This window comes from Mesorhizobium atlanticum (genome assembly GCF_003289965.1).
GTDB classification, from domain to species: Bacteria; Pseudomonadota; Alphaproteobacteria; order Rhizobiales; family Rhizobiaceae; genus Mesorhizobium; species Mesorhizobium atlanticum.
This window is the reverse complement of record NZ_QMBQ01000008.1, coordinates 93467-117140: the sequence shown is the minus strand read 5'-3', so window position 1 is coordinate 117140 and position 23674 is coordinate 93467. Positions and strand designations below refer to the sequence as shown.

The 23674-nt window shown below is 65.3% G+C and carries 14 protein-coding genes; 8 read left to right on the top strand and 6 right to left on the bottom strand.

What is annotated here, in order from left to right; translation table 11 throughout:
• Positions 1–6 precede the first annotated feature (6 nt).
• Positions 7–1692 (top strand): tetratricopeptide repeat protein, encoded by a 1686-nt coding sequence (locus tag DPM35_RS24910; protein WP_112129869.1) that lies wholly within the window; start codon positions 7–9, stop codon positions 1690–1692.
• A 37-nt stretch (positions 1693–1729) separates the two neighbouring features.
• On the opposite strand, the gene DPM35_RS24905 is transcribed toward DPM35_RS24910, so the two are convergent.
• Both DPM35_RS24905 and DPM35_RS24900 read right to left on the bottom strand, forming a co-directional pair.
• Positions 1730–2359 (bottom strand): hypothetical protein, encoded by a 630-nt coding sequence (locus tag DPM35_RS24905; RefSeq protein ID WP_245431630.1) that lies wholly within the window; start codon positions 2357–2359, stop codon positions 1730–1732.
• Positions 2360–2509: 150 nt separating this feature from the next.
• The gene (locus DPM35_RS24900; protein ID WP_112129867.1) at positions 2510–3373 is read right to left on the bottom strand and encodes a hypothetical protein; all 864 of its coding nucleotides are present in this window, start codon (positions 3371–3373) and stop codon (positions 2510–2512) included.
• A 140-nt stretch (positions 3374–3513) separates the two neighbouring features.
• Between DPM35_RS24900 and DPM35_RS24895 the strand changes: the two genes are divergently transcribed.
• From DPM35_RS24895 to DPM35_RS24870, 6 genes are read left to right on the top strand one after another with little or no spacing between them, the layout of a single operon-like run.
• Positions 3514–4140: a DUF4129 domain-containing protein gene (locus DPM35_RS24895; RefSeq protein ID WP_112129866.1), complete on the top strand. Its 627-nt coding sequence runs from the start codon at positions 3514–3516 to the stop codon at positions 4138–4140.
• Entirely contained in the window at positions 4137–5351 is a 1215-nt protein-coding gene (locus DPM35_RS24890) for a DUF4350 domain-containing protein (protein WP_112129865.1), read from the top strand. The genes DPM35_RS24895 and DPM35_RS24890 overlap by 4 nt, the downstream gene beginning before the upstream one ends.
• Entirely contained in the window at positions 5338–6294 is a 957-nt protein-coding gene (locus tag DPM35_RS24885) for an AAA family ATPase (RefSeq protein WP_112129864.1), read from the top strand. Before DPM35_RS24890 ends, DPM35_RS24885 begins: the two co-directional genes overlap by 14 nt.
• Positions 6291–7595: a DUF58 domain-containing protein gene (locus DPM35_RS24880; RefSeq protein ID WP_112129863.1), complete on the top strand. Its 1305-nt coding sequence runs from the start codon at positions 6291–6293 to the stop codon at positions 7593–7595. The genes DPM35_RS24885 and DPM35_RS24880 overlap by 4 nt, the downstream gene beginning before the upstream one ends.
• Positions 7592–8608: a stage II sporulation protein M gene (locus DPM35_RS24875; RefSeq protein WP_112129862.1), complete on the top strand. Its 1017-nt coding sequence runs from the start codon at positions 7592–7594 to the stop codon at positions 8606–8608. The genes DPM35_RS24880 and DPM35_RS24875 overlap by 4 nt, the downstream gene beginning before the upstream one ends.
• Positions 8595–9473, top strand: coding sequence for an RDD family protein (locus tag DPM35_RS24870; protein ID WP_112129861.1), 879 nt, complete (start codon positions 8595–8597; stop codon positions 9471–9473). Before DPM35_RS24875 ends, DPM35_RS24870 begins: the two co-directional genes overlap by 14 nt.
• Positions 9474–9738: 265 nt before the next feature.
• Here the strand turns inward: DPM35_RS24870 and DPM35_RS24860 are convergent, their stop codons facing one another.
• Positions 9739–10425, bottom strand: a complete 687-nt coding sequence (locus tag DPM35_RS24860; RefSeq protein WP_112129860.1) for a D-lyxose/D-mannose family sugar isomerase — start codon at positions 10423–10425, stop codon at positions 9739–9741.
• A 209-nt stretch (positions 10426–10634) separates the two neighbouring features.
• Here DPM35_RS24860 and DPM35_RS24855 point away from each other — a divergent pair, with 209 nt between their 5' ends.
• Positions 10635–11693 (top strand): D-TA family PLP-dependent enzyme, encoded by a 1059-nt coding sequence (locus tag DPM35_RS24855; protein WP_112130022.1) that lies wholly within the window; start codon positions 10635–10637, stop codon positions 11691–11693.
• Between the two features lie 222 nt (positions 11694–11915).
• Here DPM35_RS24855 and DPM35_RS24850 read toward each other — a convergent pair whose 3' ends face one another.
• From DPM35_RS24850 to DPM35_RS24840, 3 genes are all read right to left on the bottom strand, one after another.
• Positions 11916–12674 (bottom strand): heme ABC transporter permease, encoded by a 759-nt coding sequence (locus DPM35_RS24850; RefSeq protein ID WP_112129859.1) that lies wholly within the window; start codon positions 12672–12674, stop codon positions 11916–11918.
• Between the two features lie 77 nt (positions 12675–12751).
• The gene (locus DPM35_RS24845) at positions 12752–14521 is read right to left on the bottom strand and encodes a glucan ABC transporter ATP-binding protein/ permease (RefSeq protein WP_112129858.1); all 1770 of its coding nucleotides are present in this window, start codon (positions 14519–14521) and stop codon (positions 12752–12754) included.
• Between the two features lie 375 nt (positions 14522–14896).
• Positions 14897–23476 (bottom strand): glycoside hydrolase family 94 protein, encoded by an 8580-nt coding sequence (locus DPM35_RS24840; RefSeq protein WP_112129857.1) that lies wholly within the window; start codon positions 23474–23476, stop codon positions 14897–14899.
• Between the last annotated feature and the right edge of the window lie 198 nt (positions 23477–23674).

The following is a 23674-nucleotide window of genomic DNA, read 5'->3' as shown; positions in this document are numbered from 1 at the left end:
TCGGGCATGGATCACTTCGACCTCGGCACCTATCGCCGTCCCATCTCCACCTCCTCGCCCGAAACGCAGCGCTGGTTCGATATCGGGCTGAACTGGTGCTACGGCTTCAACCATGAGGAAGGCGTCAAATGCTTCGAGAAGGCGCTGGAGAGCGATCCGGGCTGCGCTTTCGTCCATTGGGGCATCGCCTATGCCGCCGGGCCTTTCTACAATCTGACCTGGAAGGAGCATGGCAAGGCCGAAGCCGACCGTGTCGCCAGGCGCTGTTTCGAGCATGTGCGGCTGGCGCAAGCCAATGCGGCGAGCGCGAGCCCTATCGAGCGGCGGCTGATCGAGGCGCTCAGCGCCCGCTTCCAGCAGCCGCAGGGCGTGAGCGCCGCCGAGTTCGAAAAATGGGACGACGCCTATGCCGCCGCCATGCGCGAGGTTTATCGCGACCATCCCGACGACCATGACGTGATGGCGCTGACGGTCGAGGCGCTGATGATGCGAACGGTGCGGCGGCTGTGGAACCTCAAGACCGGCGCGCCGGCGCCGAACTCCGATGTGCTCGAAGCGCTGGAGATCTGCGAGCGCTCGATCCGGCTTTCGGACGAAGCCGGCACTGCGCCACACCCGGCGGCGCTGCATCTCCACATCCATCTGCTTGAAATGTCGACACAGCCCGAGCGCGGCATGCGCTCGGCGGAGCGGCTGGGCACGATGTGCCCGGATGCCGGCCATATGAACCATATGCCTGGGCATATTTACGTGCTGTGTGGCAAGTATGAGAAGGCCAGGATTGCCAGCGAGAAGGCGGTGCGCGCCAACGACCTCTACCTCGCCTATGCGGGCGAGCCGACCTATTACCTGCTCGGCTGCTGCCACGACCTGCATCTGATGATGTTCACCTGCATGTTCCTTGGCCAATATCGTCCGGCGCTGTGGGCGGCCGACAAGGTGCGCAGCCTGGTGACGCGCGAGGTCGTCAGCATTCCTGAGCGGCCGAAGCTGACGCAGACGGTCGAGGGCTATCATGCGATGAAATCGCATGTTCAGGTGCGCTTCGGACGCTGGCGCGAGATTATCGACGAGCCGATGAACGGCGAACCCGACCTCTATGTGGTGACCACCGCGCTCCAGCACTACGCCAAGGGCGTGGCGCATGCGACGCTGCGCGAATTCGCGTCCGCTGAGCGCGAACGCGAGTTGTTTAGCCGGCAAATGGAAAACATTCCGCCGGAGCGCCGCTTCCTCAGCAACCCCACAAAAGCCTCGCTCGCGGTGGGGGCGGGCCTGCTCGACGGTGAGCTCGCCTATCATCAGGGGCGGCATGACGAGGCCTACGGGCATCTGCGCCGCGCGGTCGAGCTCGACGACAATCTCTCCTACACCGAGCCATGGGCCTGGATGCATCCGCCGCGCCACGCGCTGGCCGCGCTCCTGCTCGATCAGGGCCACGCGGCCGAGGCCGAGCAGGTCTATCGCGACGATCTGGGCTTGAGCGGCGCCGTGCAGCGTTGCGCCCAGCACCCGGACAATGTCTGGGCGCTGCATGGGCTGGTCGAATGCCTGAGGCGGCGCGGCGAGAAAGACGAGCTGCCAGGGTTGCAGGCGAAGCTGGCGGCAGCGCTTGTCAAGGCGGATGTGGCGATCACCTCGTCATGCCTGTGCCGGACGAGCGTGACGGCGGACCATTGCTGTTGTCATTAGGCGAGGCCTCCCTCCTCCCATGGCGACGGCGGGGCACCTACGCAAAGATTTTCGCCAAGTCCTCGACGCTTGTGCCTTCCTTGACTCGCCGTAGTTCGACGTAGCAGACGGCGGGCGCAATTGCCGTCAGCGTGTAGACGAGCGCGCTGACCACCGCGTCCAGCGCGATGGCCGCGACGGCCCCGAGATGCGGGATGATGGCGACCAGGGCCAGTTGAATGGCCATGGCGGCAACGATCAGGATTATCCACAGCCAAAACAGTGACCAACGGCTGCCTTTGGTCAGGTCGCGGCTGCGCGCCATGGAACCCAACACGCCACGCCGTTCCTGCACCAGCACCGGAACCGCCACCGACCAGCGCAGGAACAGGATCACGCCCGGCACGATCAGCAGCAGCAAAGCCAAGGCTGCGCCGAAAGTGGCCAGGAGCGCGATGCCAATCGTCGGCAGCAAAAGCAGGAAGGCGGTGCCCATGCAATCGCCGAAGGCCGGCTTCTTGCCGTTGAGGTCCTCAATCGCGACGCGCACCAGAGCGGCCTGCAGGACGGACGCCAATATCATCGCGACCAATCCGGCCGTAACCGCGAAGGCAATGTGCTGGGACGAATAACGCGTGAACCTGACGATCGACTTCAGCACCAGGAACTGGATGGCGAAGCGCGGCAAGGCGGAAAAAAGCAGGGCCAGCCCGGCACAGAGCACGAAATTGCGGCCGATGACCGCGAAGCTGTCATGAAACACACGGCCGATCCGGAATCGATCGGCCGTGTTCAACCCAACCGAGGCCATGGGCGTCCTTTCAAAGCCGCGACCGGCCTACGAGAAGATCTCAGCCAATTCGTCGACGCTGGCGCCTTCCTTGACCTGGCGCAATTCGACATAGGTGACCGCGATGGCCACCGAGATCAGCGTTGAGAAGATGCTCGAAACCAGGCTGCTCGCGATGGCTCCGGCTGCCACCCCGGAGGATGAGATGCCGCCGGCGGAGGCGACCATGAACCCGATCACCAAGGAGAAGCCGCCCTGGATGACGACCGCCATGATGCCGATGATCAGGAACAGCCCAAAGATCGACCAGCGGCTTCCCTTGGTCAGATGCCGGCTGCGCGAAATCGAGCCGAACACGCCCTCCCTTTCCTGAACCACCACCGGGATCGCGACGGAAATGCTCAGCACCCACATCGCGGTGGCGACGACTATCGCGAGCGCGATCAGCCATCCGAGAAACGGTATGAGCGCAGCTATGAAGGCCGCTATGAGGCCTGCCACCACCATGGCCAGAAAGACCACGATGCCGATGCCGAAGGTCGGCAAGAGACTGCGCAAGGCTATTTGTACACAGTCCCCGATCGTCGGATGCTTGCCGTTCATACTCTCGACCGTTGCCCGAACCAGCGCCGCCTGGGCAAGGAAAGCCAGCACGAAAATCACCAGGGCGGCGATCATCGAGACAAATCCGTAGTTCGCCAGGGCTGCCTGCTCCATGCCGGCGACGCCCTCTGGTCCGAAGCTGGCAAGCCGGCTGAAGTTCCAATAGTTGTAGATCAACGCCGGCAGCGTCGTGAAAAGGCCGACGATCACCGCGATCGAGCCGAAGCTGCGGCCGATGACCGAGAACGTATTGCTGAAGACCCGGCCGATGCTGAACTTCTCCAGCCGGCCGCTTGAGATTGACGCCATGTTACATCTCCCCCTGCTTATGGATATCCGAAATTGCAAAGTATAAATCACCAAGATTGATACTTGCGGTTGGGCCCGCTTGCAATTGTCATGGCGTATTGCCAGTGTCGGCCTGAACCGCGGGTTGCAGGGGAAACGGGGTGACAGCCGCAGGGACGGAAGATGCGGAACGGCTGGCGCAGTTGCACAAACAGCTGCTGGCGGACGATTCGATCCAGTTCGGGCTGCCGGCCTTCGTGCGACCCGAGCCGCCGCAATGGCTGAAGCCGCTGCTCGACGGCTTGGCCAAGCTCGGCCCCTACATGATCTATCTGTTCTGGGGCGCGGTGATCATCGGCGTCGCGATCATCGCTTTTCTGCTCCTCCTTGAAGCCCAAGGCATCGCCTGGCGCCTGCCCTGGCGGCGCAAGCGCCAGGAGATCGAAGAGAAGGAGGAGTGGCGTCCGGACGCGGGCGTCGCCCAGGTCCTGCTCTCCGAGGCCGATGCGCTCGCCGCGCGCGGCGAGTTTGACGAGGCGGTGCATCTTCTGTTGCGGCGCAGCGTCGCCGACATCGCGACCCGCATACCGGACTTCCTGCGGCCGTCGCTCACCGCGCGTGACATCGCGGCCGCCGGCTCGATCCCCAGCCGGCCCCGCGCGGCCTTCAGCGAGATCGCCCGCATCGTCGAAGCCGCCTTGTTTGCCCGGCGGCCCGTCGGCGCCGAAGGCTGGCAGCAGGCGCGCGGCGCCTATGAGCGTTTCGCTTTCCGGGACGCCTGGGCATGAGCGCGCCAACGACGGAAGCAGTGCAGGAACCGTTCAGCCGCAAGACGTTGTTCTGGGGCATCTTCGCCAGCCTTTTGGCCGCTGCCGGCTTCTTCCTGCTGTCCACCTATGCCCCCGATTTCCGCCAGCCTGAAGGCGGCGCAACGCCGTTTTCGAAAGGCGGCACCGGTTATGCCGGGCTTGTCGAATGGCTGAAGCTCACCAATGGACAGCCGCCGCCGATGGAGCGCGGCGAGAAGGACCTGGAGTCCCCGCTGGCATCGACCTTCCTGCTCGTCGTCACCATCGCGCCGGGCAGCGACCCGGCCGCGCTCGACCAGCTCATCAAGCTGCGAACCGGCAAGGACACGCTTTTCGTGCTGCCGAAATGGCAGACCGTACCCTTGCTGAGCCATGACGGCTGGGAGACCAAGGTCGAACGACTTCCCAATGCGGTCGTCAACGACTGGCTCGGCCGCATCGCCAAAGCGAAGCTCGGCGAAGGCAAGCCGGCGGTCGACAGGATCGATGTACAAGGTCGCGGGATCGCCGTGCCGGACGAACTGCAATGGGTGGCGGATGATCATCCGCTGATCGCGGCCGGTAACGGCAAAGCCATCCTCACCGAGCTCGACGACGAACCGTTCTACATCCTCACCGATCCCGATTTCATCAACAATGCCGGGCTGAAGGACGAGCAGACGGCGGCCGCGGCGCTCGACATGATCGCCATGCTGGAGCCCGCCAAGGGCGCGGTCATGTTCGACCTGACGTTGCACGGCATCGGCCAGAAATACGACCTCGCCAAGTTGCTGGTCGAACCACCCTTCCTGGCGCTTACGCTGTCAGTGCTGGTGGCGGCCGCGCTTGCCTTCCTGCACGGGCTCGGCCGCTTCGGGCCGCCAAGGGCGGAAGGCCGCGCCATCGCCTTCGGCAAGCGGGCGTTGGTCGACACCACTGCGATGCTGTTGAAACGCGCCGGGCGCCTGCAAGAGCTTGGCGACCGCTATGCAACGCTGGTGCGGCAGCGCGCTGCCGCCCTGCTCGGCGCGCCGCATGGGCTGCAGGGCGAGGCGCTCGACCGCTGGCTCGATTCCCGCGACAAAGGCGAGGCGCACGGCTTCACCCGGCGCTTCAAGGCCGCGAACGAATCCAACAATTTGGCAGCAATGCATGAAGCAGCCGAACAGCTGCATGACTGGACAGCAAGGAGGCTCGGTGAACGTCGATGAAGTGAAGGCCCTGGCGATTGCGATCAGGGAAGAAGTGGCGAAAGCGATCACCGGTCAGCACGACACGGTCGACCTGATGCTGACGGCCTTGTTTGCCGGCGGCCACATCCTGCTCGAGGGTCCGCCGGGCACCGCCAAGACCATGACGGCGCGCTGCTTCGCGCAGGCGCTGGGCGTCGCCTATGGCCGCATCCAGTTCACGCCCGACCTGATGCCCGGCGATATCGTCGGCGCCAACATCTACAATTTCCAGACCGGGCAGTTCACGCTGACGCGCGGCCCGATCTTCTGTGACCTTTTGCTTGCCGACGAAATCAACCGCACGCCGCCGAAGACGCAGGCCGCCCTGCTCGAGGCCATGCAGGAACACGCCGTCACCTTCGACGGCACCACGCATTCGCTCGGCAGGAATTTCATGGTGGTGGCGACGCAGAACCCGATCGAGCACCAGGGCGTCTATCCGCTGCCCGAGGCTCAGCTCGACCGCTTCCTGTTCAAGCACCGGGTGAGCTATCCGGATCTCGCGGAAGAGCGCGCCATCATCGTCAACCACGGCGGCGGCTCGGCCTCGCACGATATCGGGCAATACGGCATCAAGGCGCAGACCGACCGCAAGGCCCTGGAAGCCGCCGTCGCGACGGTGGGCGACGTCACGCTGGTTGGCGATGTCGTCGGCTATATCGCGGCGCTGGTGCGCGGCACGCGCGAAAGCCCCGACCTGGAGGTGGGCGCCAGTCCTCGCGCGGGCGCCATGCTGGCCCGGGCCGCGCGCGCCAGGGCGGCACTCGACGGCCGCAACTATGTCATCCCCGACGACGTCAAGGCTCTGGCCGTGCCGGCGCTGCGCCACCGCGTCGTGCTTTCGCCGGCCGCGCAGATCGACGGGCGGCTGGTCGAGCAGATCGTCTCCGACCTCGTCGACCGTACGGAAGCGCCGCGTTGATCTATCCGAGCGGTCGAGCGGTCTGGGCGGCGGCGGCCGGGGCGATCCCCGCCTTCCTGATCGCGCTCGCGCTGCCCTCTGTCTGGTATCTCGGCCTGTTGTGGATCTGCGTTCTGCTTGCCTTCCTGGCGGTGGACGCGGCCGCGGGTAGAGGCCGCGCCTCGCTCGATGCCACGCTGACCGCGCCGCCGCAGGTCGGTGTCGGCGGGCGCTTCACGTTGCACATCGCGGCCGGTGTCGGGGCAAAGCTGCGGCGCCTGCAGGCGCGCGTCGGGCATGACCAGCGCTTCCAGCCGATCGCGGCAACCGGCGGCGCGCTGCCAGCCAATGGCGGCACGCTCGACCTCGAATTCGAGGCCATCCGCCGTGGCATCGCCAGCTTCGACCGGCTCTGGCTGCGCTGGCAGGGCCCGTTCGGGCTGGTGTGGAACCAGGTCATATTGCCGGTCGACCGCAAGGTCGCGGTGCTGCCCAACGTCAACAGCGCGCGCGACGAGGCGATCACGCTTTTGCAGCGCTCAGCCCTTGCCGACGGCCATGCGCAGAAGCGCGCCGGCCAGGGCCGCGAGTTCGAGGCGCTGAAGGACTATCAGCCCGGCATGGGCCGGCGCATGATCGACTGGAAGCGCAGCGCCCGCCACGGCAAGTTGCTCGCGCGCGAATTCCGGATCGAGGAAAACAACAACATCGTTCTGGCGATCGATAGCGGCCGCCTGATGTGCGAGCCGGTCGACGGCGTGCCGAAAGTCGACCGCGCGGTGACTGCGGCACTTCTGTCGGCCTTCATCGCGCTCAAGGGCGGCGATCTCGTCAGCCTGTTCTCCTTCGACGCCCGGCCGCGCGTTTCCAGCGGCGCGGTGCGCGGCTCGCCGAGCTTCAGCATGATCCAAAAGCGCGCAGCCGAGATCGACTATTCCACCGAAGAGACCAACTTCACCCTGGCGCTGACCACGCTGTCGGCCAAGCTCGACCGGCGCTCGCTGGTCATCGTCTTCACCGATTTCGTCGATCCGATCAGCGCCGAATTGATGCTGCGCAGCGTCGGCCGGCTGACCGAACGGCATCTGGTGCTGTTCATGCTGATGCGGGACGTGGAGCTCGAGACGCTGGCCGACATGGCGCCGGCGACGCCCGAGGATATCGCCCGCTCCGTCACCGCCGGCGACCTTTTGCGACAGCGGCAGGTGGTGATCGGCAGGCTAAGGCTGCTCGGCGCGCATGTCATCGAGGCCGACCATCAGCGGCTCGGCCCGGCGCTGGTCGAGCGCTACATCCAGCTCAAGGAGCAGAACCTTCTATGACGCTGTCCGTCGGCACCGACGCGGTTCGCCAGTCGCTGGCGAGTTTCCGCCAGGAGCGCGAGGCCGACTGGAAGGCCTTCGAGGCGCTGCTGGCGCGCGTCGAAAAGCGCGCGCCGCGCGCGCTGTCGGAAGACGAATTGTTGTCGCTTCCCCTGCTCTATCGCTCGGCGCTGTCCTCGCTTTCGGTGGCGCGGGCGACCTCGCTCGACAGCGCGCTGATCGCCTATCTCGAGGCGCTGTGCCTGCGCGGCTATTTCTATCTGTACGGCGCGCGGCGATCCTTGCGGACGCGCATCGGCGACTTCTTCCTGCACGATTGGCCGGCGGCGATCCGCGACCTTTGGCGCGAGGTGTGGACTTCGGTCGCCCTCACGGTAATCGGCGCGATTGCCGGCTATTGGCTGGTCGCCTCCGACAAGCGCTGGTACGACGCCATCATCGCGCCGAGCCTGGCGGGCGGGCGCAATCCGGATTCGTCGGCCGAGACGCTGCGCAGCGTGCTTTACGGCGGCGGCGACCATTTCCTGTCGGGATTTGCCGCCTATCTCTTCACCCACAACACGCAAGTCTCGATCCTGGCCTTCGCGTTGGGCTTCGCCTTCGCGGTGCCGAGCGTGCTGATCATCCTGATGAATGGCTGCATGCTCGGCGCCATTTTCCACATCTATGCAGCCAAGGGCCTTGGCTTCGAGCTTGGAGGCTGGCTTTCGATACACGGCACGACGGAGCTGTTCGCCATCGCCATCGCGGGTGCGGCCGGCATGCGCATCGGCACCAGCATTGCCTTTCCCGGCGAACTGACCCGCATGGCCGCAGCCGCCCAGGCAGGACGCGTGGCGGCGACCGCCATGATCGGCGTCACGGTGATGCTGCTTTTCGCCGGACTGCTCGAAGGCATCGGCCGGCAGACGATCACCAGCGACGTCGCCCGCTATTCGATCGGCGGCGGCATGCTGGCCTTATGGATCTGTTATTTCTACCTGTTCAGAATGGTGCGGCATGGCGACCGCTAGGACAGCGAAGGTCAAGGACCCGGCAGCCCTGATCCGCCCGCTGGTCACGCCGGAGGGTGTCGACCTGCGCGTGAAACTGGCGGATGCCGGGACCCGGGCTTCAGGGTTCCTGCTCGACGTCGTGATCATCATCGTGGCGGCGGTCGTGGTCAGCCTCGTAGCGCTGTTCGGCCTTGGCGGCCTTGGCGTGCAGGATGCCGAGCCACTGTTCATCGTCTGGATCATCTTCATCTTCTTCCTGCGCAACGTCTATTTCATCGCCTTCGAAGCGGGCTGGCGGGCGGCCACACCGGGCAAGCGCATGGTCGGCGTCAGGGTCGCGTCACGCAGCGGCGCCGGCCTCACGCTGGACCAGGTCATCGCGCGCAACCTGATGCGCGAGATCGAGGTGTTCCTGCCGCTGTCGATCCTCGCCGCGCGCGCCAGCGCCGACGTCGCCGACACCCTGTCCACCATCTTCGGCCTGGTCTGGGCGTTGCTGTTCTCGTTGTTCCCGCTGTTCAACCGCGACCGGTTGAGGATCGGCGACCTGCTCGCTGGCACCTGGGTGGTCGAAGCTCCGAAAGTGGCGCTGCTCGAGGACCTTTCGCGGCGCAAGGACCCGATTGCCGCCCGCTTCCAGTTCAGCCCCGCGCAGCTAGACGCGTATGGCATTGCCGAACTGCAGAAGCTCGAGGAAGTGCTGCGACGCGACGATTATTCCGCGGTGAAAGCGGTGGCGGAGACGATCGCCCGCAAGATCGGCGCCAGGGTCGAGCCGATCGATTCAAAGGCTTTTCTCACCGCTTATTACGGCGAACTCCGCGCGCACCTGGAACGCAAGCTGCTGCTTGGGAATAGGAAGGCGGATAAGTATGCGCGGTAGCAAACATCCTTGTGGGACAGGCTCGTCAATCGCGAAACGTCGGCGCCGCCCCTCATCCGCCTGCCGGCACCTTCTCCCCGTATAGTGACGGGGAGAAGAGAGCTGTGGCCGCACCGTCGGCGCCAGTTCTGCACCGCTCACAATTGGCGAAATCGTGCACGACGGTGTCTTTCTCCCTGTCACCATACGGGGAGAAATGCCCGGCAGGGCAATGAGGGGCGGCGCCGATCGACTGCCTAGCCAGACTGCCGGTCGTGAAGCGGTCCTACCCCACCCACTTCTCGTAATCCGACACCAGAAGGTGCAGCGGCGCGACGTCCTCGTCGATGTTGGAGAAGCGGCCGATCGGGTCGCGGAAAACGTTGTCGGTGAGGTCGTCATTGACGGTCGAAACCTCGCCGATCAGCACATCCTTGCCCTCGGCCCAGAAGGCGTGCCAGACGCCGGGCAGAAGCGTGACGCTCTGGCCGGGATCGAGCTTGAGCAGCCCGCCCGCGGGCAATCTGGTGATTGTACCGTCGACCGGCACCGAGACTTCGGCCTTCGGGTCGATGCCGCCGTCGCGGTCATGCATGAAGAGTTCCAGCACCAGCCTGCCGCCGCCGCGGTTGATGATGTCCTCGGCCTTGATGTTGTGGCGGTGCATCGGCGAGAGCTGATCCTTGCGCGAGATCATGATCTTTTCGGCATAGAGCATGCCCATGCCGAGCTTCATGTCCTCGTAGCGGCCATTGCGCACGGTGAACAGGAACAGGCCGAGCTCATCGAACTTCTCCTGGCCGTAGTCGGTGATGTCCCAGCCGAGGCGCGAGGTGAAGATGGCGGAGGAGTCGGCCTTGTGCGCCTTCATCTCTTCCGGCGACCAGTAGGCGAAGGGCGGCATGATATAGCCGAAGGAGCGGATGAAGGCGTCGGCTTCGCGGATGATGTCGTTGATCCTGGAACGCTTCATGGTTGTCCTCCTCCGGCCGAGGCCTGCTGAAATCTGTTCATCCGAATAGTCCAATGCCGGTCCGCTGTCGACGCAAACCCGCCGCTCTGGCCCCGTGACATCCGGCCGGATCGGGACCATAAACCCAACCGGACTTTCCGATTTTACGCATGTCTTTATCCCGAAACCGGATCTCACTCTCGGGAGACATGCCTTGAATGGTGACTTTCATGCCAAGCATTGACGACCTCGACACGCCGGCGATCCTAATCGATGCGGCCCGCGCGGAAGCCAACATCAAAAAGGCGCAGGCGCATGCGGACGCGCACGGGTTGAAGCTGCGGCCGCACATCAAGACGCACAAGCTGCCCTACTGGGCGAAGAAGCAGGTCGCGGCCGGCGCCGTCGGTATCACGTGCCAGAAGATCGGCGAGGCCGAAGTGATGGCCGATGCCGGACTTGAGGATATTTTTCTGCCCTACAACATCCTTGGGCGTGCCAAGCTGGAGCGGCTGAAGGCGCTGCATGGGCGCGTGACGCTGTCGGTGACCGCGGACAGCCATGAGACGCTGGAAGGCCTTGCCGCCACCTTCACCGATGCCGGTCATCCGCTGCAGGTGCTGGTCGAGTGCGACACCGGCATGGGCCGCTGTGGCGTGCAGGCCCCGGCCGACGCGGTGGCGCTGGCGAAGGTCATTGACCAGGCCAAGGGCCTCGCCTTCGGCGGGCTGATGACCTATCCGGCGGCCGGCCGCGCGGCGGAGGCCGAGGCTTGGCTGAAAAGCGCGCACGACGCGCTTGCCGCGGCGGGGCTCGAATGCGCGCGCGTCTCCAGCGGCGGCACGCCGGATATGTGGCGCTCCGGCGAGAACAGCATCGTCACCGAGTACCGGCCCGGCACCTATATCTATCTCGACCGCTACCAGGTCGCCAAAGGTGTCGGCACGCTGGACGACTGCGCGCTGACGGTGCTTGCCACCGTGGTCAGCCACCCGACCCCGACCCGCGCCATCCTTGACTCAGGCAGCAAGGCGCTGTCCTCCGACACGCTCGGCCTGCCGGAGTTCGGCGAGTTGCTGGGCCTGCCTGGCGCCCGCGTCACCGGATTGAGCGAAGAGCATGGCACCGTCACGCTCTCCGACGGCGCCGCCTTGCGCATCGGCGAACGCGTGCGCGTCGTTCCCGATCATTGCTGCGTGGTGACGAATTTGTTCGATCAGGTGCATCTGATCGATGGCGACACGGTGCTGGAAACTCTGCCAGTGACGGCGAGAGGGAAGATGGGGTGAAGCGCACCTTTCTCTTCTCCCCTGTGGGAGAAGGTGGATCGGCGCGTTAGCGCCGAGACGGATGAGGGGTGTTCCAGCGGAGTGAGACGTTCGCGTTCCCTGGAACACCCCGCTTCGCGGCCTCGACCCGGCCCTTCGCAAGCTCAGGGCGCTCGAAGCTCGAAAAGCCAGGCAGTTGGCTTTTGGTCCGCTGACGCGGACCGCTTCTCACCCCAGAGCAGGTCAGATCCGCTCGGCCTGCCTTGCCGCAACTCTCCGCATAGCCGTCACCCGCCGCCGGAAGATCTCCGTGCGCATCGCCATCAGATGAAGGGCGAAGAACAGCACGGTGAAGCCCAGCGCCATGACGGCGAGCGGCCACAGCATCGAAGGATCGATGGTCGGGCCGCCAAGACGGAAGACCGAGGCGGGCTGGTGCAGCGTGTTCCACCAGTCGACCGAGAATTTGATGATCGGGACGTTGATGAAGCCGACCAGCGTGATGATGGCGGCGGCCCAGGCGGCGCGGCCGGCGTCATCCAGCGCGCGGGTCAGCGCGATGATGCCGAGATACATCAGGAAAAGCACGAAGACCGAGGTCAGCCGGGCATCCCACACCCACCATGTGCCCCACATCGGCTTGCCCCAGATGGAGCCGGTGATCAGCGCGAGCGCGGTAAAGGTGGCGCCGATCGGAGCGGCCGATTTCAGCGCGACATCGGCCAGCGGATGGCGCCAGACCAGCGTGCCCAGCGCCGAGATCGCCATGATCGTGTAGCACATCATGGCGAGCCAGGCGAACGGCACGTGGATGTACATGATGCGCACGGTGATGCCCTGCTGGAAATCCTCCGGCGCGGTGAAGCTCATATAGAGGCCGACCGATAGCAGGATCGCCGCCGCCGCCGCCAACCACGGAATGACCTTGTCGGCCAGCCCGACGAAGCGCGTCGGGTTGGCGAGATCAATCCAGCCGGAAAAGCGTGAGGTGGTGTCGCTCATGGCGACCTAAATAGACCGGCAATGTGTCGGGGGCAATTCCCTTCCCCCCTTGTGGGAGAAGGGGAAGCGCTGTGCTTTTACGCCGCTTCCGTCACCGGACGGCTGAGGCGGCGGACTTCTTCGTCATTGAGCAGGCCACCGGCGCGCAGCAGGGCGGCGAAGCGGCCATTGCGCAGCGACAGCTCGGTGAAGCCGCCCATCTCGACCACCCTGCCCTTATCCATGAAGACGACGAGGTCGGCGTCGCGAACGGTGGTCAGGCGGTGGGCGATGATGAAGGTCGTGCGGTTGCGGCGCAGTTCGTCGATCGCTTCCTTGACGCGATCCTCGGTTTCCACGTCGAGCGCGCTGGTCGCCTCGTCGAGCACCAGGATCGGCGCATCCTTCAGCACGGCGCGGGCAATGGCGATACGCTGGCGCTCGCCGCCCGAGAGCTGGCCGCCGCGCTCGCCGACGACGGTGTCGTAGCCGCTGCTCTTGGCCAGGATAAAGTCCTGGGCGGCGGCGGCATTGGCGGCGGCGTGCACCTCGTCATTGCTCGCATCGGCGCGGCCAACGCGGATATTGTCCTCGATCGAGCGGTTGAGCAGGCCGGCGTCCTGGAAGACGGTGGCGATCGAGTGACGCAGCGACTTGCGGGTCACGGTCTTGGTATCGATGCCGTCGATCAGGATACGGCCGCTGGACGGCGTGAAGACCCGCTGCAGCAGATTGATCAGCGTCGTCTTGCCGGCACCGGTCGGGCCGACGATGGCGACCGTCTGGCCAGCCTGGACCTCGAACGAGACGTCCTCGATGCCATGACCGGAATTGGCGAACTCGAAGCTGACGTCCTCGAAGCGCACATGGCCGGTGACGTTGGTGAGCTCACGCAGGCCATCCGGCTCGATGGCTTCGGCGGCCGAGTCCTCGAGGCGGTAGAAATCCTCGAGCTTGGCGCGGGCCTCGGAAATCTGGGTGGTGAAGGCCGACATCTGGTCGAGACGGGCGATCAGCATCCCGGCAAAGCCGGTGAAGGCGACGACGTCGCCGACGCGGAGCTGGCCACGGGTGACGAGATAGGCGCCGATCGACAGCACGATCATCATCGAGATGGTCGACGACAGGCGGTTCAGCGCATTGGCGATCGCCCACCAGTCAAGCACCGGGTTCTGCGCGTCGAGCAGGTCCTTGACGTAACGCTTCAGCGTCGCGGTCTCATGGCCGATGCGGTTGTAGCTTTGCAGCACGGCGACGTTGCTGACCGAGTCCGACACATGGGCAAAGACGGTGTGGTAATGGCGCTCGACGGCGGTCTGCCCCGACTTGGTGCGGCGCATGACGATACGGCCGATGCCGACGTAGAGAATGCCGAGGCCGAGCAGCACGACGGACATGCGGATGTCCATGGCGAGCGCGGTCGGCACCAGCAGCACCAGCGCGATGGCCGTCGACAAATGCACGCGCATGAATTCAAGCCACAGGCTGAACAGGGTTTCGACGGCGCGCAGCAGCGTGTGCAGCGAATTGGATGTGCCGCGCTGATGGTGCCAGGCAAGCGGCATGGTGATCACGCGCTCGAAGGACTGGCACAGCACTTCCGAGCGGCGGGCATGGGCGAAGCGGTCGGCGCCGCGCGCCACCAGCACGAAGGCGACCACGTTGAAAGCACCGAGTGCGGCCCATACGGCGAGCGTCGAAAACACAGGGCCGTTTTCGGAGATGGCACCGATCACCCTGCCGAGCAGGATCGGCTCAAGGATCGCGATCGCCGCGAGCGCGACGTTGGCGCCGCAAATCAGCGCGACGCGCTTCTTGTCGGCCGCCAGATAACCCAGCGCTCTAAAGTAGATCTGCAGAAGTGACACTTCAGCTACTCCGCCAAACTCTTGTCCGTGCTCAATGCCCGTATTGTGCACCGCACCATTTTTTGACACGTAACGGTAAACGTGTCGCGAAACAATGCGTCGTCTATCCCTTCCGTTCCCATTTAGCGAACAAAAGATGACGACGGTACGAAATCTGACGTGATCACCTAACGGTTTGAGATAAAAGGTGAAATGTCAGCCTTGCGGCAAAATAATGGCACTTTGCCCCCGCTGCCACATTTTTAATCACAACCCGCTTGCTTAGCCTGCTCTAAAGGAAGGCGCGCGATCGCGCTCAGGAGCGACGCCAAGTAAAAAACAGCGATCGGCCGCGCACCCCGAGGGATGCGCGGCCGACTAGCCAAGCCTTTGATTTTACGCAGGTATCCTGACGACGACCTCTGTCTTGTCGCCGGCTTTCGGCTCGAAAGAAGCCGATTTTTTCTTCGAACCATCGACTTCTAGCGAGATCGACTTGGTCTTTTTGTCGCGGATGACGCGAAGCTTGATTTCACCGCCGAACATCTTGAGCGTCGCGGCGTAGCCGTCCCAGTGTCCGGGCAGCTTCGGCCTAAACGTGATCTCCTTGCCGCGCCGCTCGATGCCGAGGATGCCTTCCACCGCGGCGCGGTAAAGCCAGCCGGCCGAGCCCGTGTACCAGGTCCAGCCGCCGCGACCACCCTTGCCTTCGCCGGAATAGATGTCGGCGGCCACGACATAGGGCTCGACGCGGTAGTGTTCGGCCGCCGCCTCGTCCGAGGCGTGGTTGACCGGGTTCAGCATCGAGAAGCAGCGATAGGCCTCGTCGGTGCGTCCCATTTCGGCGAGCGCGATCACGAACCAGGTGGCGGCATGGGTGTACTGGCCGCCATTCTCACGCACGCCCGGCGGATAGCTCTTGATGTAGCCGGGGTCCTTCTCGCTCTTCGAGAAGGGCGGCGTGAACAGCTTGACGATCTTGAGCTCGTCATCGACCAGCATTTCGGTGGCCTGCTCCATGGCCGTCGTCGAGCGCGCCGGATCGCCCTCGCCCGACAGCACGCTCCAGGACTGGGCGATGGAGTCGATCTTGCACTCATCCGAACTGTGCGAGCCGAGCGGCGTGCCGTCGTCGAAGCTGCCGCGCCGGTACCACTGGCCGTCCCAAGCGGTGCTTTCCAGCGCCCGCTTCAGCGCGTCCGCATGCTTTGTCCATGCCTGCGCCCGCTTGGCGTCGCCCTGCCCCTTGGCGACGGGCGCGAAGTCGGTGAGGGTCTTCAGGAGGAACCAGCCCAACCACACGCTCTCGCCCTTGCCGCCCTCGCCGACACGGTTCATGCCGTCGTTCCAGTCGCCGCCGAGGATGAGCGGCAGGCCGGCAGGGCTGCTGCGCTTGATCGCGAGATCGAGCGCCCGCGCGCAATGGTCGTAAAGCGAAGCGGTGTTTTTGGTGATCTCGGGCGTGAAGAAGGCGTCATGCTCGCCTTCGCCGAGTTGCTGCCCGTCGATGAAGGGCAACTGTTCCTTGAGGATCGCGGCGTCGCCGGTCACCTCGATGTAGCGGGCCGTCGCATGTGCCAGCCAGACGACGTCGTCCGAGATCATGGTGCGCACCCCGGCGTCGGTGCGCGGCAGCCACCAATGCTGCACGTCACCCTCCGGGAACTGCCGGCGCGCCGCATTGAGGATCTGGTCGCGCGCCAGCTTCGGATCGTGCGCCAGAAGCGCCAACGTGTCCTGCAACTGGTCACGGAAGCCGAAGGCGCCGCTGGCCTGGTAGAAGGCCGAGCGCGCGCGGATGCGGCAGGCCAGGCTCTGGTAGGGCAGCCAGTGGTTGACCATGGCGTTCATCGCCTCGTCCGGCGTCTCGACCTGGATGGTGTCGAGGAAGCCGCGCCAGGCCTTTTCATTGTCGGCGAGGCGCTGGTCGAAATCCTTGCCGCGATGGATCTGCACCAGCGCGCTTGCCTCGGCGGGCGTGGCCGCGTCGCCAAGCAGCCAGGACAGCGTGACGTCGCCGCCGGCGGGGATGTCGATGTCGCTGGCAAGAACAGCGCAAGGGTCGTCGCCAGCCTCGATGCGACCGGAGAGCGCCAGCCCGCCGAGCACGGCCTGCGGATACTCCGTCGTGCCGTGCCTGCCGATGAATTCGGAGCGGTCGGCAGTCACCGAATGGATCGGGTGGCTTGCCCCCAGGAAGGCGACACGCTCGCCGAAGTCGAGGCCATAGGGGTTTTGGGCCAGAAGCGCGCCCGTCGCCGCATCGCGCGAAGGCACGATGGTCGCCGCGGTGCGCGAGCGATGGCCGCCCAGCACCCATTCGGCATAAGCATAGACGCGCAGCCGCGCCGGCACGGATCCGGAATTCTGGATGCGCAGCCGGCTGATCTTCACCGGATCGACGGGATCCACCACCTGCGTCAGGTCCATCGACAAGGGGCCGCGCTTGGAGCGGAAGGTCGAGAAGCCCTGGCCGTGCCAGGTCTCGTAGGTCATCGACGGATCGCGAACCGTGGCTGCCATCGGCGAGAACGCCTTACCGCTGGCGTGGTCGAAGACATAGAAGCCCTCGCCCGGCCGGTTCGACACCGGGTCGTTCGACCATGGCGTCAGCTGATAGTCGCGGCTGTTGCGGCTCCAGGTGAAGCCTGCGCCTTCGGCCGAGACGTGGAAGCCGAAGGACGCGTTGGAGATGACGTTGATCCAGGGCTGCGGCGTCACACGGCGTCCGGTCAGCCGCGTGACATAGTGGCGGCCGTCGCCGTCGAAGCCGCCAAAGCCGTTCCAGAGGCTGAGGCCTCGGCCGTCGGCGGCGATGTCGGTTCCAGCCTGGCTTGCCGGAACAGGCAAGGGCAGCGGCGGGCTGGGCTCGCGCGGCGAGCCGCCCTCCGCCTGCAGCAAGGCATCGCGGGCCTGCAGCGCCGCCGTCTCGGCGCGTTCGAGCTGGTCGAAGATCGTGCCGTTGCGGGTGTGAAGAACCACCCGAGCGACCGACAGCAGCGTCTTGTAGGTCGGCTCGTCCATCAGGTCGCGGCGCACGGCGAAGATGTGCTGGCGCGGCCCGAGCTCGCGGCCGCGCAGGCGGCTGTTCTCGCACAGCGTTTCCACCGCGCGCTGCAGGTCCTGCACATAGGACGAGGCCTGTTCGTTGACGACGACGAAGTCGATCATCATGCCGCGCGCCCGCATATATTCCTGGAAGCGCAGCGCCTGGGCGACAATCTCGAGATCGGCGACGTCGCCGATGCGCACGAGGAAGATCGGGAAATCGCCGGAGATGCTGGTCGGCCACAGGCTCGACTGGCGGCCGAGACCCGAGGCGATGGATTCCGCCGGCAGGCGCAGGAACGGATCGGGATAGATCAGGTAGCGCGCCAGCTTCTGCACGTTGGCGGCGTCGGTGAGGCTCAAGCCCAGGTGACGCGTCTGCACCTGGCTGCGCGTCCAGGCCAGCATAGCCTGGCGGGCGAAGCTCTCCTGGTGGTCGAGCCGGGCGATCGCCTCGTCGAGCTCGCCGCGATTGGCACCGACGGCGGTCCAGAAGGTCAGCGATATCTTCTTGTTGGCCGGCACGCGCACCTGGCGGCGCAGCGCCGCCACGGGGTCGAGCGTGAAGCCCTGGCTGCCGGAAAGCCTGACACCGGGGTCGAAGGCGACGGCATCGGCTATGGTGCGGCCGCGGCCAATGAAGGCGCGCCGGTCGGTTTCGGCCTCGGCATCGCGCGAGGGGCCCGACGGGTCGGTGACGAAATGCACCATGGTGAGGTCGGGGTCGTTCTTGTCGCGCCTGCGCCGCGTGGCGAAGATCGCGCTGTTGTTCGGCGCGATCTCGGTCTCGACGAACATCTTGGAGAAGGCCGGATGCGCGTTGTCCGAGGCCTCGTTGCCCAGCACCAGCTCGGTGAAGGAGGTCACCTCGATATGACGGTCGGTGGCGCCGTCATTATAGAGGGTGATGCGGCGGCCTTCGCCGTTGCCTTCGGAAATGACAATGCACTCGACCTCGGAACGCAGCGAGCCGACCGATTTGGTGAAGCTCGCCTTGTCGTCGGCAAACAGCGTCTGGACGCGCTCGCCCTCGGCGCGCTTCGGCTCGGCGGTGGCGGACCACCAGTCGCCCGTAGCGGTGTCGCGCAGGAAGATATAAGAGCCGAGGCGATCCTCGCTCGGATCCGGCTGCCAGCGGGTGACGGCAAGCTCGCCGAAGCGGCTGTAGCCGGAGCCGGTCGCGGTGACCATGACCGAATAGCGGCCGTTGGACATGACGTTGGTCGCCCGCAGCGCCTTGATGGGATCGAGGATGACCCGGCTGTCCGGGCTCTCCGTCTCGGTCTCGTCCTTGGAACGTTCGTCGGCTTCCGTCCTGACGGTCGCGGTCGGAATGTCGCGCGGCGCCTTCTCCTGCAACAGAAGCTCGGCCGACTCGATCACCGGGTCGCTATGGAAACGCTCGCGCAGCCGGCCCTCGAAGATGGCGTCGGCGACAGCTGCAATCGACATGCCGGAATGGTGCGCCATGTAGTTCTGCACCACGGCATGGTCGGTGCCTTCGGGCACGCGCTGCGGCGTGAAATCGACCGCGTCGTAGAAGCCATGGCGGCCAAGCGCGCCGATCGAGCGCAACCGCCGCAGGTTCTGCACGGCCTCGCGCGGGCTGAACTGCGCCGCCAGGATCGTCGCATAAGGCGCGATCACGGTGTTCTGGCCAAGGCCGCGCTTGAGGCCGAGGCCGGGCACGCCGAAATTGGTGTACTGGTAGGTGAGCTCGCGGTCGCGGGCGTTGTAGGCCGCTTCCGATATGCCCCAGGGCACGTTCTTGGAACGCGCATACTGGATCTGGCGCTTGATGATGAGCTTGCTGGTCTGGTTGAGGATCGAGCCCTGCGGCTCCTTCATCACCAGCGGCGGCATCAGATACTCGAACATCGAGCCCGACCAGGACATCAGCGCGCCCTGGAAACCGATCTCGACGATCGGGCGTCCCAAGCGGAACCAATGCTCGGTCGGCAGGTCGCCCTTGGCGATGGCGAACAGGCTGGTGAGCCGCGCCTCGGAGGCGAGAAGGTCGTAGCAGCTCTCGTCGAGCTGGCGGTCCTCGACCCGGTAGCCGATCGACAGCAGCTTGCGCTCCTGCCGCATCAGGAAGGAGAAATCCATCTCGAAGGCATAGCGGCGGCAGCGCTCGCGCAGAGCGAGCAGCTTGGCGCGCAGAGCGGCGACGGCGCTCTCGTCATTGTGCGAATCGTGCACATGCGCCTCGCAGGTCGCCTCCAGCCGTTCCGCCCAGTCGGCGATGACATCGCTCTTCGGCGAGGCCGCCTCGGTGTGAATGGCGGTGGCGAGCTTGCGGATCTCGCCGGCGAGCACGGCAAGGTTGATGGTGCGGATCGAGGCCATCTCCGGCTGCGCCTTGATGGTCGCAACCGCGCGGCGCATGCCGTCGAGACGGTCGGCCAGGCGCTGACGCAGCGGCCGCAGCTGCCGCCGGTCGTCCGGCAGCTCGTCCAGGCTTTCGTCGAGGATGGTGACGGTGTCGATGATGCCTTCGAAATCGCCCTGCAGATGCACGGACGGCGCCTCGGCCCATTCGGCGCAGGAGGCCGCAACCGCGACCAGATGTCCAGCGAGATTGCCGCTGTCGACCGCGGAGATGTAGAGCGGATAGAGCGGCTTCAGCGTCGTCGTGTCGTACCAGTTGTAGAGATGGCCGCGGTCGCGCGGCATGTTCTCGATCGTCGTCATCGTGGCGTCGATGCGGGTAATGGCGTCCGACAGGCTGATCCAGCCGAAATCGCGCGCCGAAACCACCGAGAGCAGATAGACGCCGATATTGGTCGGCGAGGTGCGCGGCGCCACCACCGGCGCCGGGCTTTCCTGGAAATTATCCGGCGGCAAATGATGCTGCTCGGGCGTGACGAAGGTTTCGAAATAGTGCCAGGTGCGGCGCGCGTAAGTACGCAGCGCATGGACATCGGCGCTCGAGATGCGCAGCCTGTCCTCGGTCTCGGCCGAGCGGCTGATCCAGCAGGCGACGGCGGGCGAGGCGATCCAGAAGATGGCGAAGAAGAAGGCGACGAAGGCGCCGGTGGAATCGGCCAGCACCGGAATGGCGAGGCCCACCACGCCGATGATCACCGCGCCATACATCATGCCGTAATATGCGCCGAGATCGTTGCCGCCCTTGGCCGCCTGCGAGGCGGTGCGCCACTCAAGCAGGTTCTGCCGGCTGACGAACAGGCGGTAGATGGTGCGGATGATGGCATCGCCCATCATCCAGGCGAGATGCGCCATCAAGAGCACCTTGAGCGCCACCAGCGCCGTGCCGAACACGGTGTCGCGCGCAAGCGCGGAGAAATGGCCGCGCGGCGTCTGGTCGCCGCTCTTGGGCAGGATGCCGTTCACAATGTCGAAGGTCGGCGCCATGAACAGGCTGAGGATCAGCAGCGCCTGCCACTGCGCGGCCTGGGTGAAGGGCAGCAGCGTCCAGCCGGCGACGCAGGCCATGACCCAGAAGATCGGGGTGAGCGAGCGGCGCAGATTGTCGACCATCTTCCAGCGCGACAGCGCCGGCACGCCGGAACGCGGATCGAAGATATAGCCGAGCAGCTGCCAGTCGCCGCGCGCCCAGCGGTGATGGCGTGAGGCGTCGACCGAGTAGCGGGTCGGATAATCCTCGACCAGCTCGACGTCGGTGACCAAAGCGGCGCGCGCGAGCGCGCCTTCGAGCAGGTCGTGGCTGAGGATGGTGTTCTCGTCGATGCGGTTCTTCAGCGCCGCCTCGAAGGCGTCGACATGGTAGAGGCCCTTGCCGGTGAACGACCCGTCGCCGAAGACGTCCTGGTAGACGTCGGAGACGGCAAACACATAGGGGTCGAGACCGCGATTGGCCGAGAAGACGCGCTGGAAGAAGGAGGCGTCGTCGCCACTGGTGAGCGAGGCCGTGATGCGCGGCTGCAGGATGGTGTAGCCGGCGCTGACGACGCGCTTGACCGGATCGAAATGCGGACGGTTGAGCGGATGCGCGAGCTTGCCGACAAGGCTCGAAACCGCGTCGCGCGTGGTGCGCGTGTCGGCGTCGAGCGTCATCACATAGACGACCTTTTCCGGCAGCGGCACGTCGAGCGGCAGGAAGGTGGTGTCGCTGTCGCCGCGCAGGAGAAGGTTCAGCTCGTGCAGCTTGCCGCGCTTGCGCTCCCAGCCCATCCAGCAGCCCTGCGCCTGATTGTAGAGCCGGCGCCGGTGCAGGAGATAGAAGCGCGGCGAGCCTTCCGACGGATAGCGGGCATTGAGCCTGGCGATCTCGTCGCGGGCATATTGCAGGATCTCGATATCGGCGGCGTCGATCTCGGTCTTGGAATCCGGCCAGTCGGACAGCAGGGCGAAATGGATCTCTTCGGCCGTGTTGGCGAGGTGGTGCACCTCGATGTTGCGGATGTTTTCCTCGACATCGTCGCGCGAGCCGATCAGCGAAGGCACCACGACCAGCGTGCGCGCCTCGGCCGGGATGCCGTGCTTGTTGTAATCGTAACCGACGAGGCGGGTGGGTTTGAGGAACAGCGCCACGACGGTGTTGAAGAAGGCCAGCGCGCCTTCGCTGGCCGGCACGGCGAACAGCGCCAGCATCAGCGTGATCGATTCCACCGACAGGCCGAGATTGGCCAGCGCCCTCCCCGACAGCACCAGCAGCAGCGCCGTCAGCAGGAAGACCGGCACCACGATGCCCAACCAGCCGGCGCTGGCAAAGGCCCGCTTGAAGGTCACATAGAAAGGCGGCCGGTAGCCGATCGCCCTTTCCAGTTCCTGCCGGCGCGGGCCGACCAGGAAGAAGCCGACATCGGTGTGCACGTCCGGGTCCGCCGTCTCCGGCACGCCGGACGCATCGGTGACGCCGGGCGTGTGACCGGCAAGCTCGATCGCCTTTTCGGCGACGCGGTATTCGGAGAGCTCCGAGCGGCGCGACAGCTGCTCGATCGCGGTGCGGTACTGGTCGCGCGAGAAGAAATCGAGGTTGGCGAAATCGGTCTTTTCACGCAGCAGCGTGTCGATTCGGCTGACGCCTTCGAACCAGACCGTCCAGTCGACGTCGTTGATGAGGCGCAGGCCGCGGATGATGTTGCCGGTGGTGACGTTGCCGCTGGACAGCGTCTGATGCTCGGAGATGATAATCTCCTCGGCATCGGAGCCGGTCTTTTCCAGCTCTCCCTCCAGCCATTCCAGCGCGCGGCCGGCATTCTGCGACCCGTCGCGCAGGCGGTAGAGCAACTGGGTGGCGAAAGTGGTGTCCTGCGCATGCGCGCTGTAGTGCGACAGGATCCTGGTGCGGTCGGCATTGTCGTCGGTCGCGAGAACCCGGTCGGCAACCTCGTTGGCGATGTGTCGCATCTGCCTGGTGCGATCGACGCGCACCGCAATGCGGCGCAGGTTCTCGATCAGCACGAAGCGCAGCAGGGAGGGGAGCGCCCAGAGCTCGCCGATCTTCATCGGCTCGACCGACTGGAAGCCCTCGACAATGGCCTTGAACATGTTGGCCGAGACCGAGCTGTCGGAATGCTCGACATAGCTCCAGGCGACGACGAAGGCGCGCGGCAGCACCGTGCCGTCGCCGAGCGTGAGCGTCGGCAGCTGCCGGTAGAAGCGGCGCGGCAGGTCGCGCTTGACCTGGAAGATCGTCTCCTCGACCAGGTAGTTGTTGTCGAGCAGCCATTGCGCGGCCGGCGTGATGGTCTCGCCCTTGGCCTGGGCGGCATTGGTCGAGCGGTAGACTTCGAGAATCTTCTTGGCGCTGTCGCGGATGCGGGCCTGGAACTCGAACGGGGCGAGGCCGAACAGTTCCTTGACCTCGCCCTTGGCTAAAGCGACGCCCAAGGCGCGCAGCCGGTCCTCAGGCAGGAAATTGGAGCGTATCGGCGCTTCCGTCACCGTCGGGAAGCCGGCGCTTGTCTGTTCGATCTTGTTGGGATTGGTCTGAATGTTCATTGAAAATTCCGTAAGCGGGGGCGCAATGCGGCGTCACCGCCACGGCAATGGCCCTAAAACCGGTTCAATTGCAATTGGTTGCATGACTGATCGGCCGAAAGTTTGTTCTGCGCACCACAACAGGGGCGTGCCCTTTCGACAGCTTGCGGGCGAACGCCCCTCGCTCTTCGCCCCCGGTTGGATCAGGGCAAGGAATCA

Bases quoted from the DNA above. Each gene is read 5' to 3' on its own strand.
- DPM35_RS24890 (WP_112129865.1), top strand. From the start codon at position 4,137: ATGAGCGCGCCAACGACGGAAGCAGTGCAGGAACCGTTCAGCCGCAAG.
- DPM35_RS24850 (WP_112129859.1), bottom strand. From the start codon at position 12,674: ATGAGCGACACCACCTCACGCTTTTCCGGCTGGATTGATCTCGCCAAC.
- DPM35_RS24900 (WP_112129867.1), bottom strand. From the start codon at position 3,373: ATGGCGTCAATCTCAAGCGGCCGGCTGGAGAAGTTCAGCATCGGCCGG.
- DPM35_RS24870 (WP_112129861.1), top strand. From the start codon at position 8,595: ATGGCGACCGCTAGGACAGCGAAGGTCAAGGACCCGGCAGCCCTGATC.
- DPM35_RS24910 (WP_112129869.1), top strand. From the start codon at position 7: ATGGATCACTTCGACCTCGGCACCTATCGCCGTCCCATCTCCACCTCC.
- DPM35_RS24860 (WP_112129860.1), bottom strand. From the start codon at position 10,425: ATGAAGCGTTCCAGGATCAACGACATCATCCGCGAAGCCGACGCCTTC.
- DPM35_RS24840 (WP_112129857.1), bottom strand. From the start codon at position 23,476: ATGAACATTCAGACCAATCCCAACAAGATCGAACAGACAAGCGCCGGC.
- DPM35_RS24875 (WP_112129862.1), top strand. From the start codon at position 7,592: ATGACGCTGTCCGTCGGCACCGACGCGGTTCGCCAGTCGCTGGCGAGT.
- DPM35_RS24855 (WP_112130022.1), top strand. From the start codon at position 10,635: ATGCCAAGCATTGACGACCTCGACACGCCGGCGATCCTAATCGATGCG.